Raw genomic sequence first — 11069 nt, 5'->3', positions numbered from 1 at the left:
GAAAAGCCCGTCACGATCACAAAATAGTCTGCCAAGACGGTGACTTCTCCTACTTTGAGCAGCACAATGTCTTCACCCTTGCGGTCAGAGGCAGCATCGGCGATGCGAGTGGCCAGTTCGTAGCTCGTATCAAAATCTGGGGCGGAAGATGCGATCGTCGAAAGGATTTGCTCTTTAGAAAAATCTGTCATTAATGTTCAGGTTCCTTGATTAGGTAAATGGTTAGTGCGATCGAGGCAGTTAGAAACGGTAGGGTGGCATGATTTTCACTCCAGCTAGGGGTCAGGGTTTGGGAGGTTGGCTCTTTTGGGTGGCTTGTGGGTCACCGTTTGCATAAACCAGTTGCGAGTTAGCACCGTGCGGGGATGAATCAGGTGGTGAGCATTGAGCAAGTGTCTGAGTGAATGATCGGAGGCGCGCCAGATGGCTTCTTCTAGATCTTGCCGACTTAGTTGTCTCAGAGCCTCTAACTCAGGGGCGTTGCCTCGTCCAGGTTCTAGGCCATCTGCTAGATAGACCACACAGCTTAACGGACTCATCCCTGGTCTGCCCAAGGTGTGGTCTCGAATGGCTTGCAGCACTGCTTCGTCTCGGATTCCAAATTCATCTCTGGCGACGATCGCTCCCACGTCAGCGTGAAGCAAATGAGGATTAGACTCATCCACTGCGTCCAGGGTTAGCCCTTCGTCTTTGGACATTTGCAGGAGCCGCTGGGGTTTAAAGAACTTCGCCAAGTCGTGCATCAGGGCTGCTTGAGCCGCTTTTTCTACATCCAAGTGATGGTGCTGGGCTAGAACGATCGCCAGTTGCTCAACGCGCAAAATATGTCGAATTCTAGTTTCGGGAACGTGAACCTTGAGCCAGGTGAGAATCCGCCGCCGAAGGGGATTGGCAGGATTTGAAAAATTATCCGCAGTCGAGTGTTCAGCATGACGGACATCAGCTTTAGGTGGATTTGGACGTACCGCCTCGAACGACTCACGCATGAAGGCAGAAAGCTCCTGTCAGTGCGACACGATCGACCTTAGAAAAATTGAATTTAGAAAACAAATAGCGCAAGATTTTGCATAATTAGGACGAAAGATTCTCTTATTTTAGCTCAATCGCTCCGATCCATAAATTTGCTAACAATCTGTGATGATGTACGGAATCCCCCCAAAGAGGGTTGCGGTTTGAAGTGCTAACATAGGCTCAAAGCAAATCAGCAAAGCACTTACACGACATTTGGGTAGAAGATCATGTATTTTCATCCGTCTTACCTGTTATTGATTCCGGGCATGATTTTGGTGTGGTGGGCCCAGCAGCGCGTTCAGGGCACTTATCGCAAGTATTCTCAAGTACGATCGAGTTTAGGAATGACCGGGGCTGAGGTGGCGCAGACGATTCTCAAAAATATGGGGATTCACAATGTAACGATCGAGCCGATCGCAGGAGAACTGACGGATCACTACGATCCCAGTGCTAAGGCAGTTCGATTGTCTGAGGTGGTGTATGGGTCTGACTCTCTAGCGGCGGCGGCTGTCGCGGCTCACGAGTGTGGTCATGTGCTGCAAGATGTGAAGGGCTATAAGCCAATGAATATGAGGGCGGCGCTGGTTCCGGCGGTCAATTTGGGCGCTAACTTTGGGCCGATTTTGATTATGGCTGGCTTGTTTATGGGCGCGATCGGCGGAGTTTTTATTCAGATTGGCATTGTGCTATTTGCGGCGGTGATTGTCTTTCATCTCGTCATGCTGCCTGTTGAGTTTGATGCGTCAAATCGGGCGCTGAGAATCATTGACGAGCTAGGAATTTTGCAGGGTGAAGAAAATCGGGCGGCCCGCAAGGTGTTAAATGCTGCGGCGTTTACCTATGTGGCGACGGCTCTATACGCTGTGTTGCAGTTGGTTCAATATCTAATTTTGGCCAATTTTCGCCGTTAGTTTCTGGTCGTCTTAACTAAAGATTTTTGAGCAGGGCATCTAAATCAGGTGTCCTTTTTATTGGTTAAAACTTGTAGCAAGATGAGTCTAAAAGCCTGTTTTACGCTTCATTGAGCGCTATCACCGTTTTGTTGTCTAGTGAGTTGTCGAAATCTTATGGTTGATCACGATCGTCTCTTCAAGGAGCTACTCACTACATTCTTCGCTGAGTTTTTGGATCTATTTTTGCCCGAAATTGCCAGCACGATCGAACGAGACTCAATCCAGTTTTTGCCGCAGGAGTACTTTGCGGATCTCACGTCTGGAGAGGACAAAATCATCGATCTGCTTGTTGAGGTCAAACAGTCTGGTGAGGAAGTTGGATTCCTTGTCCACATCGAAGCTCAGTCATACACTCAGTCGAACTTTGCCCGAAGAATGTTTTTTTACTTTGCCCGTCTGTACCAAAAGTATGTGCAGAGGATTTATCCGATTGTTGTCTTCTCGTTTGATGAACCCCTGAGAGCCGAACCGCAAACGCACACTGTGGAGTTTTCAGGATTAAAGGTTTTAGAATTCAATTTTGCTGCAATCCAACTCAATCAGTTAGACTGGCGCAACTTTATCGATCAGCCTAACCCAATCGCAGCCGCTCTCATGTCAAAGATGCGAATTGCCCCACAAGACCGCCCCAGAGTGAAAGCGGAATGTTTGCGGCTATTGACCACATTGCGCCTTGACCCCGCAAAAACCAGACTCATCTCAGGATTTGTGGACACGTACCTGCGGCTAAATGAGGTTGAGGAGCCATTGTTTGCTGAGGAGATTGGTAAATTAGAGGCAACAGAACAGGAGCAAATTATGGAAATCACAACCAGTTGGATGGCTCAAGGGATGGCTCAAGGAGAACGATCACTGATTTTTCGACTGCTGGCCCGAAAAGTTGGAGAAGTGCCAGAGGCTTTACGCAGACAGATCGAAGCATTACCCATTGAGCAACTCGAATCCCTTGGAGAAGCTTTACTCGACTTTTCTAGCGTGTCAGATCTAGAGAGATGGCTATCCCATTTGTAGAATGCCTGCTTCTTTGAGAGCCGTGCGAATTGAATCTACTCTTTGACGGTTAACGCCCAAATCCGATTCGCCCAATCGAGAAGCCGATCGCACTTGAATCACGCCCGCAGGTTTGTCTAGATAAAACTCCACATCATCGACAAAGCCCATCAGTTTGCTGGTGAATTCGGCGTAGAGATAGTTCTCAGTTTCAGCAACGATTCTGGTTCTGGGTTGCGCCTGAATGGTTTGCTTGAGGTTAGCGAATGCCTTTTCAGGACTGGTGGCGTAGCGCAGGGGAGCGATCGTATGGGCTTGATCTGCCGTTTGACTATTCACACAGTTGGGCGTACTCGGACAGGCTGCCAGCTTGCCATTCTGAACTCCCAGATTAGCCGGACGTGTGCCCGAAAACGAAAATAATGCAAACAAAGGGGTTGGCCGTAGGGGTTGAGCAGACACCGAAACAGACATTGTGAGCCAGCAGCTTGCAACTAACAGCGCCGTCACGATCGATTTAACACTAAAAACTCTAAGCATTTGCCAAAACACGTCACTCATAGTTAATCCACTAGTTAATCCACAGTTAATCCATACAAAGCTTACCGTCTTCACCCTCACTCCTCACTCCTCACCCCCTCCCGATCGATCTGCAACGCCTTCACCTCAACGCCAACACCCTCCCGCATCCAGGCTTTCTCCATTGCTGACTGAACCGCTTCTGCATTTGCGGCACTTGATAACGCAAGTAAAGTTGGGCCAGCCCCACTGATCACCATTCCATGAGCACCCGCTGACAGGGAAGCCGATCGCACCGCTTCAAATCCCAAAATTAACGTTTGACGATAGGGCTGATGAATACGATCGTCAAGTGCCGCCTTGAGCCAGTCTGCGTTTGCGGTTTCCAATCCTCGCACCAACAAACCCAAGTGAGCCGTATTAAAGATGGCATCAGCGCGACTGTAATCGGTAGGCAAAACGCGACGAGCTTCTGCGGTAGAGAGTTCAAAATCGGGAATGGCGACGATCGGCATCAGGTCAGAATGCCAGTTCAATTCACAGATTTCCCACGCCCGATCGCGGCCCGATGCCGCCAATCGACAGCCCCCAAGCAATGCAGGCACCACATTATCAGGATGTCCTTCGAGGGCGATCGCCAGGTGCATGATCTCGTCTTGACTCAGCGGCGACTCTGACAGAGTATTGGCACCCACCAGCCCACCGACGATCGCCGTTGCCGAACTGCCCAATCCTCGTGCGAGGGGCACATTCATCTCTATCTCTATCTCAACCGCAGGCGGGGTCTGTCCTAGATGGGCAAAAAACTTGCAGAATGCCTGATATACCAGATTGCTGTCATTGGTGGCGACGCGATCGGCTTCTGCCCCCGTTGCCGTAATTTTGAGTGGTTTTTGAGACGACGGCGTAAATTTGAACTGGTTATACAGCGTCAGGGCAGCCCCTAGACAATCAAAGCCAGGGCCAATGTTTGCTGTTGTCGCAGGGACTCGAATGGTGGGCATAAGAGGGATGAGGGAGGGATGAGGGATGAGGGATGAGGGATGAGGGGGGATGAGAAGGATTCAAAAAGACATTTCCATAGAATATCGGATGGCGGGAAGCGATCGACTCTCAATTCTCAAAAACCTCCGTTTGTCCCGGCTTTCTTACACGACGTTTGATCTTGATTTGTTTGATCTTGATTTGAGTGAGAAGCTTAACGAAACCAAGCTCGTAACAATGTGTTGTCAACGCGAATCTGAACTTCACGCGCAAGATTACGTCAATTTGCAGTCTCCTGAATTCTCTTTTTAAGGGAAGTTAGGGGGGATCTTCGAGATCACAGCCTGCGATCGAGGACGCTTTCAACCATCACTTTCAACCATCAAAGATTGAGCGTTCTAAGTCCTTTCTTGCTTGAAACGCTAGATTTGAGCCTTTGTGAGGAGTATTTAAAGATTTCTTGAGTAGAAGATAAATGTTTTCTGGATAGGTTGCTTGCTTTGATGGTTAACTCTAGATTAGTCAGTAGATAGCCGGATGCGCTGAGAAGTCTTCCAGGAAAAAGATCATGAATTCTCGTGCAAATACAGATACCAGTAAATCGATCTCCGTATCCTCACGCACTCGATTTCTAGCTCATCTTAAAAGCTTGCGACCTCGCCAGTGGACAAAAAATCTGGTTGTGTTTGCGGTGCCTCTCTTTGCATTTAGCATTAATCTGCCGTCGTTTTTGGCTGCGACTCTGGCCTTTGTGCTGTTTTGCTGTGCCTCTAGTAGTTTTTATCTGATCAACGATGTGGCGGATGTAGAAGCCGATCGTCAGCATCCCGTCAAGTGTAAGCGCCCGATCGCAGCGGGTTGGGTAAAAGTGCGGACGGCGATCGCGATGGCGGTTCTTTTATTGAGCAGTGCCTTAATTTTGGGATGGTTAACCGCGCCTGCATTGGGAGTCACGCTGATCGCCTATTCGCTGCTGCAAGTTGCATACAACCTCAAACTAAAGCGCACTCCCATTTTGGACATCATTGCGATCGCTGCTGGGTTTGTTTTGCGTGCTTTGGCTGGAGGGGCTGCGATCGGAATTGCTCCATCGGTCTGGTTTTTGCTGTGTACTGGAATGCTGGCGCTGTTTTTGGGAGTCGAAAAGCGCAAAGCTGAACTTCGACTTTTACAAGAACGTGGGGGAAAAACTCGCAGCGTGCTGAAGCGCTATTCTCTACCACTGCTGACTCGGATGGAAAGTACTGTGACGACCGGAGCGCTGATGAGCTATGCCCTGTGGAGTTCTGGCCCGCAAGTCAACGGCGCGTCTACTCCCTGGATGATGTTGACCTTTCCATTTGTGCTGTATGGTATTTTTCGCTATCAGCTATTGAGCGATCTCAAAGTTGACTCGCTTGAAAATTCTTCCACTCCTGAGCTAGGAGAACGGGCGGAGCGTCCAGAAGAAGTGTTGCTTACCGATAAGCCAATCCTCTTTACGGTGGTCAGTTGGATTGTCACAATCTTCGTGATTTTATGGCTCAAGCATCAAGGCATCATTGTTTAGGGATGAGGAAGGCTTCGCGAGAGGGATGAGGGATGAGAACTTGTAGTACTGCTCACGGTTCCTAAATCAGTGACATTTGTTTTAGGGTCTGCTTTCACCCTGGAATAATTCAAAGTCAGCGCTTTTGTAAAATTGGGATCGGCATTAGGCGGCGTAACTAAATGAGAATTTTGCAACTGCATAACCGCTATCAGATTGTGGGCGGAGAGGAAGGCGTTGTTCAAGCTGAGAAGGCGTTGTTGAGCGATCGCGGCCACACCGTTGAGTTGCTAGAAGTTAGTAACGATGAGATTGTCGGAGCCTGGAGTAAAGCGATCGCAGCGGTGAGTGCGGTTTATTCTCAGACTTCTAAACTCAAGGTGAGAGAAGCGATCGCTCAGTTTCGGCCGGATGTCGTTCACGTTCACAACTTTTTTCCGCTGCTGTCGCCTTCGGTTTATGATGCCTGTCGAGATCAAAAAATTCCTGTGGTGCAAACGCTGCACAATTATCGGTTGGGCTGTCCCAGGGCGATGCTGTTTCGAGACAATCAGATCTGTGAAGACTGTCTGGGGAAGCCGATTCCACTAGCGGGGATTGTGCATGGCTGCTATCGTGGCTCTCGGTCTCAAAGTGCGGTTGTGACAGCAATGGTGAGTTGGCATCGGCTGCGGGGCACCTGGCAAGAGCGGGTCAATGCTTACATTACGCTGACTCAATTTCAAAAAGAGAAGCTGACTCAGGCGGGGTTGCCGATCGCCAAGATTCACGTCAAATCTAATTTTGTGTTCGCCCCCGAAGGAATTTCTTTCTCTAATCCTGCTGATCATCACAGTGCATTATTTGTAGGCAGACTGGCAGAAGAAAAAGGCGTTGCTGTTTTGATTGATGCTTATGTGCAAAATGCGTTGACGCTACCATTAAAAATTGTCGGCGAAGGGCCCCTGCGAGAAGTATTGCAGCAGCAGGTCAAAGAGGCTGGATTAGAGGACACGATTACCTTTCTTGGCAGACAAGACAAAGCGACGGTTCTCCAACTCATGCAGCAAGCTCGATTTTTGGTGTTTCCGTCGATCTGGTATGAAGGGTTTCCGTTGACGATCGCCGAAGCGTTTTCCTGCGGGCTTCCGGTTATCGTCCCCAAACTGGGCAGCATGGCAGAAATTGTAGAAGACGGACAGACAGGCTTACAGTTTGCTCCCAGAGATGCAGCCGATCTAGCCACAAAGATGAAGTGGGCAGAACAACACCCAGCAGCGATCGCCCAAATGTCAAAACAGGCTCGTCTCACCTACGAAACTAAGTACACCCCAGAAGCCAACTTTGATCAACTGATGAAAATTTATCACCAAGTATTGAACGATCAAGGATTAGACAACCCGTAATTCTGACTAGCAGTCCCGCGAAGGTGAGTTTTATTCAGGTAAGCACAGGATTTGTCAGGTTTATCTCCTCACTCCTCACGTCTTACTTAGGCAACAGCGGCAAGACGATCGTCACAAAATAATAGACTAGCGGAGCCGTAAAAACGTAGCTGTCGGCGCGATCGAGGATGCCCCCATGCCCTGGAATCAGTTGTCCAGAGTCTTTAACGCCTGCATCTCGTTTCATCATCGACTCTGTTAAATCGCCTAACAGACTGGCAATCCCGATCAGCAAACCCAGCGCTACCCCTGTGATCGGCCAGCCCGACCAGTTGAGATACCACGATCCCAGCACGCCAACCGCTACACTAGCAGCAACTCCAAACACGGCACCTTCGACAGTCTTTTTGGGGCTGATGTCTGACAGACGAGTTCGACCGATCCACCGACCGATCGTATAGGCTCCGATGTCAGCGGCCCAAATACACAAAAAGGCCAGCAGCGTGTTTGTCAAACCAGCCGGGAGCGCCTGAAGTCCTTGCCAGGAGGTGATCCAAAAGCCGTCGAGCGGGAGGTTACTGGCTTCAATTTGTCCCAGCGATCGCAGGCGAATCCAATAGCTCGGCAGATAGCCCCCATAAAACAAGCCCATGATCGAAGCAGAAATATCCGCGATCGTTGCCAACTTAGGCTGAAACAGCAGATAAAAGCAAATTAACGTTCCTGCAACCGGAAAGATCGCATCTGCCAGACCGGGCGAAAGGTTGGAGACCACCAGCAAAATTTGACTGACCACCAGCGTTGTTTTGCCAGCCGGAGCAAACCCTTTGGCGCGAGCAAGCTGAAAATATTCTAGTTGTCCAAAATAAATAATCAGACAAAACCCCGCCGTAAAATACCATCCACCCAGCAGCATAATGGTCAGGGCGAAGGCAATCAGGACAATCCCACTCAAAATACGAGACCAAGGCATAACACTAATTTTGCATGAAGAGAACCTGGTCTAACTGTCCAACCATCCGCTGACTCCATTGCTCAATCAAATCATTTGGCAAATTAGCCAGAGGTTAAGAAGGTTAAGAGTTGCTTTGGAACACTTTAGCTGATTTGGAGAGACAAACCTAGTTTTGCGTTTTGAGTTCTTCACAATCTCTCTTGTTCATTCTATTTTTTCGCCACTCAAAACAAAAATTGGATCGACCGCGATAAAGGTTTGACTCGTGCCACGGGTTTCGAGACGATTGACCGCCGACTGAACCACTTCAATATTCCTGGCGTGAAGGTCGGAGAAGCTTTCTGAAATCTGGTAGAGCGTTTCCAAACTGACGGCCGTGGCGACGATGCGACCCTGGGGTTTGAGTTGTTGCCAGACGGCCTTGAGAATCGCTTTGATCGGGCGACCGCCTTCGATACAGACCCGATCGGGCTGAGGCAAATTTCGCAGACAGTCGGGCGCAGTTCCTTCGATCACCTGGACGTTTTTGACCTCAAAGCGATCGCAGTTGTGCCGGATCAAATTCGCGACCTCCTCATCTCGCTCGACGGCGATGATCTGCCCACTAGGACAGAGCAACCCTACTTCTACAGGAATGGTTCCTGTGCCTGCGCCGATGTCCCACAAAATAGAGTCTCGTTTTAGTCGCAGTTGAGACAGCAGCAGTAGCCGAACTTCACGCTGAGTCATTGGAATGCCAGGAAGATTCTCGAAAAGATCATCGGGAATGCCGGGGGTGAGGTAGGGCCAGAGGGGGGAGGGCATGGGGAAGGGATGAGGGATGAGGGATGAGGGATGAGGGATGAGGGATGAGGGATGAGGGATGAAAGGTGGTGACTTATTGGTGGGTGTGGCAGATAGAGACGTTGGACAATAGAGAATAGGGCAGGAGCCAAAAACTTGCTTTGTCTACAGTGCAAGGTCTACAGTCTAGAGCCAACAAATCTCAGTCCGTCCAGCTTGATGGAGGCTTGATGAGTTTATCCTAATTCTCCTGAGTGAATCGGGCACACTGCCTAAAGGAATTGACACGTAGACGATCGACCCATGCTTTCACATCTGTTGCTTGTTAGAGACGACCAGGGCGAACATCAAATTACGCTGGAGCGCAGCCTTTGCACGATCGGGCGAGATCCGAGATGCACAATCCGGCTGGCTTCACAGTTTGTTTCTCGTCGCCACGCTACGCTGATCCAACTGCCGCTAGATGATGGGAGTTGCCGCTATCAGATTGTGGATGGTAGCCCCAAAGGAAAGCCCAGCGCCAATGGATTGTTGATCAACGGGCGTAAGCTGCAAACTCATGTGTTGTGCGATCGCGACAAAATCGTCTTCGGCCCTCAAGTTTGGGCGGTCTATCACTTATTAGAAAGAGACGGTGTGGAGGGAGTCTTTGCGGGCGATGTGGATGCGACGTTACGGGCAGACGACTAAATTGCTTTTCTAAAGTTTGACGACTTGGAGCGTTTGCAGGGTGAGATCGGCGCAACCGCTGATCATGCCACCTGCTAGAAGAACTTGCTGTAGATAAATGAGAACGTCTTGAGTGATTTTTTCACCAGGAAACAGAGCAGGAATGCCAGGGGGATAGGGACAAATCAGTTCTGCGCTGATGTGATCAACCGTTTGAGCGATCGCCAGCGTTTCTGTTGCAGCAAAAAAAGCATCGCGGGGAGAGTAGAGAAGAGGGGGAGGGGGGAGGGAAGAGGGAGGAGGGAGGAGGGAAGAGGGAGAACTTTGTTCCGCTTTGCGAGGGATGGGGGGTTGTCTTTGATACGCTTCGCGAGAGGGATGAGGGTTGGGATGTCGTGCAAGTTGGGTGAAGGCTTGGATGAGTTGGTCGATGTCTTGCTGAGTGTTACCCAGGCTGATGATGAAGGTGAGATGTTTGAGAGAGGGAAACTCGGCGGTGACTTTGAGGTGTTGATGGAGGCGATCGTCGGCAGCAAAACCATCCCATCCTAACTCTGAAACAGTGACAGTGAGACGGGTGCGATCGAGCGCCAAAAATCCTGGAGTTTTCCCGGCTTGACTGGGTTGGAGTGTGGAAACAGGAATCTCCTCAAGGCGCGATCGAGCGTTATCTGCCAGATTTAGCGTGTGTTCTAATCGTTCTAGTCCCTGGGTGGCCATTTGCTGACGGGCCGCGTCTAGTGAGGCAAGTAGGAGGTAGCTAGGACTGGTCGATTGAATTAGCTGTAAGGCTTTTTGGATGCGATCGCGCTCAATTCTCTGCCCTCGAAGATGCAGCATGGCCGATTGAGTCATCGAAGCCAAGGTTTTATGAATCGACTGCACGGTTAGATCGGCTCCGGCCGCTAAAGCAGCGATCGGCAAATCGGGATGAAAGGCAAAATGTGACCCGTGAGCTTCGTCAACGATGAGTGGAATGTGATGCTGATGGGCCATTTGAGCGATCGCCTCCACATCACCACACACGCCATAATACGTCGGATACAGCATCATGACGGCTTTAGCGTCGGGGTGAGCAGCTAGTGCTTGCGCGACACCATCAGGCGTAATGCTGTGGGCAATCTCCAAAACGGGATCGTATTCAGGATTGACAAAAATGGGAATCGCTCCGGAGAGAATAAGTCCCGCGATCGCTGATTGGTGCCCATTGCGCGGCAGAATAATTTTGTCACCAGGGCGGCAGGTCGCCAGAATCGATGCGATCACACCACAGGTCGAGCCATTGACCAAAAACCAGGTTTCATCTGCTCCAA

General features: G+C 50.0%; 13 protein-coding genes. 6 read left to right on the top strand and 7 right to left on the bottom strand.

The window, feature by feature from the left end:
* Positions 1–191 (bottom strand): RsfS/YbeB/iojap family protein (locus ACKFKF_RS32420; protein ID WP_446871525.1); only part of this gene is annotated, 191 nt, incomplete at its 3' end.
* 84 nt (positions 192–275) lie between these two features.
* On the bottom strand, positions 276–986 hold the full coding sequence (gene yqeK / locus ACKFKF_RS32415) for a bis(5'-nucleosyl)-tetraphosphatase (symmetrical) YqeK (protein WP_446871524.1): 711 nt from the start codon (positions 984–986) through the stop codon (positions 276–278).
* A gap of 252 nt (positions 987–1238) precedes the next feature.
* Here yqeK and ACKFKF_RS32410 point away from each other — a divergent pair, with 252 nt between their 5' ends.
* A complete protein-coding gene (locus tag ACKFKF_RS32410; protein ID WP_446871523.1) occupies positions 1239–1922 on the top strand; it encodes a zinc metallopeptidase in 684 nt (227 codons plus the stop codon).
* Positions 1923–2078: 156 nt separating this feature from the next.
* Complete coding sequence (locus tag ACKFKF_RS32405; RefSeq protein ID WP_446871522.1) at positions 2079–2975, top strand: Rpn family recombination-promoting nuclease/putative transposase; 897 nt, start codon at positions 2079–2081, stop codon at positions 2973–2975.
* On the opposite strand, the gene ACKFKF_RS32400 is transcribed toward ACKFKF_RS32405, so the two are convergent.
* Both ACKFKF_RS32400 and thrB read right to left on the bottom strand, forming a co-directional pair.
* A complete protein-coding gene (locus ACKFKF_RS32400) occupies positions 2961–3515 on the bottom strand; it encodes a DUF1499 domain-containing protein (RefSeq protein ID WP_446871521.1) in 555 nt (184 codons plus the stop codon). The two genes, ACKFKF_RS32405 and ACKFKF_RS32400, sit on opposite strands and share 15 nt — an antisense overlap.
* 56 nt (positions 3516–3571) lie before the next feature.
* Positions 3572–4477, bottom strand: coding sequence for a homoserine kinase (gene thrB, locus ACKFKF_RS32395; protein WP_446871520.1), 906 nt, complete (start codon positions 4475–4477; stop codon positions 3572–3574).
* 49 nt (positions 4478–4526) lie between these two features.
* Here thrB and ACKFKF_RS32390 point away from each other — a divergent pair, with 49 nt between their 5' ends.
* The 3 genes from ACKFKF_RS32390 (at position 4527) to ACKFKF_RS32380 (ending at position 7370) form a co-directional block, all read left to right on the top strand.
* Complete coding sequence (locus tag ACKFKF_RS32390; RefSeq protein ID WP_446871519.1) at positions 4527–4769, top strand: hypothetical protein; 243 nt, start codon at positions 4527–4529, stop codon at positions 4767–4769.
* 256 nt (positions 4770–5025) lie between these two features.
* Positions 5026–6006 carry a decaprenyl-phosphate phosphoribosyltransferase gene (locus ACKFKF_RS32385; protein ID WP_446857961.1) on the top strand — a complete coding sequence of 327 codons (981 nt, stop codon included), beginning with the start codon at positions 5026–5028 and terminating at the stop codon, positions 6004–6006.
* A gap of 161 nt (positions 6007–6167) precedes the next feature.
* Positions 6168–7370 (top strand): glycosyltransferase, encoded by a 1203-nt coding sequence (locus ACKFKF_RS32380; protein WP_446871518.1) that lies wholly within the window; start codon positions 6168–6170, stop codon positions 7368–7370.
* Positions 7371–7452: 82 nt separating this feature from the next.
* Here the strand turns inward: ACKFKF_RS32380 and ACKFKF_RS32375 are convergent, their stop codons facing one another.
* Entirely contained in the window at positions 7453–8322 is an 870-nt protein-coding gene (locus ACKFKF_RS32375; protein ID WP_446871517.1) for a phosphatidate cytidylyltransferase, read from the bottom strand.
* Positions 8323–8508: 186 nt separating this feature from the next.
* Positions 8509–9108, bottom strand: coding sequence for a precorrin-6Y C5,15-methyltransferase subunit CbiT (gene cbiT, locus ACKFKF_RS32370; protein WP_446871516.1), 600 nt, complete (start codon positions 9106–9108; stop codon positions 8509–8511).
* A 282-nt stretch (positions 9109–9390) separates the two neighbouring features.
* Here cbiT and ACKFKF_RS32365 point away from each other — a divergent pair, with 282 nt between their 5' ends.
* Complete coding sequence (locus ACKFKF_RS32365; RefSeq protein WP_446871515.1) at positions 9391–9777, top strand: FHA domain-containing protein; 387 nt, start codon at positions 9391–9393, stop codon at positions 9775–9777.
* Positions 9778–9786: 9 nt separating this feature from the next.
* Here the strand turns inward: ACKFKF_RS32365 and ACKFKF_RS32360 are convergent.
* A partial coding sequence (locus tag ACKFKF_RS32360; protein ID WP_446871514.1) for an aminotransferase class I/II-fold pyridoxal phosphate-dependent enzyme occupies positions 9787–11069 on the bottom strand: 1283 nt, incomplete at its 5' end.

This window comes from Phormidesmis sp. 146-12 (genome assembly GCF_052939495.1).
Note: the sequence above shows the minus strand (reverse complement) of the source record. Positions and strands in the feature narration are given on the sequence as shown.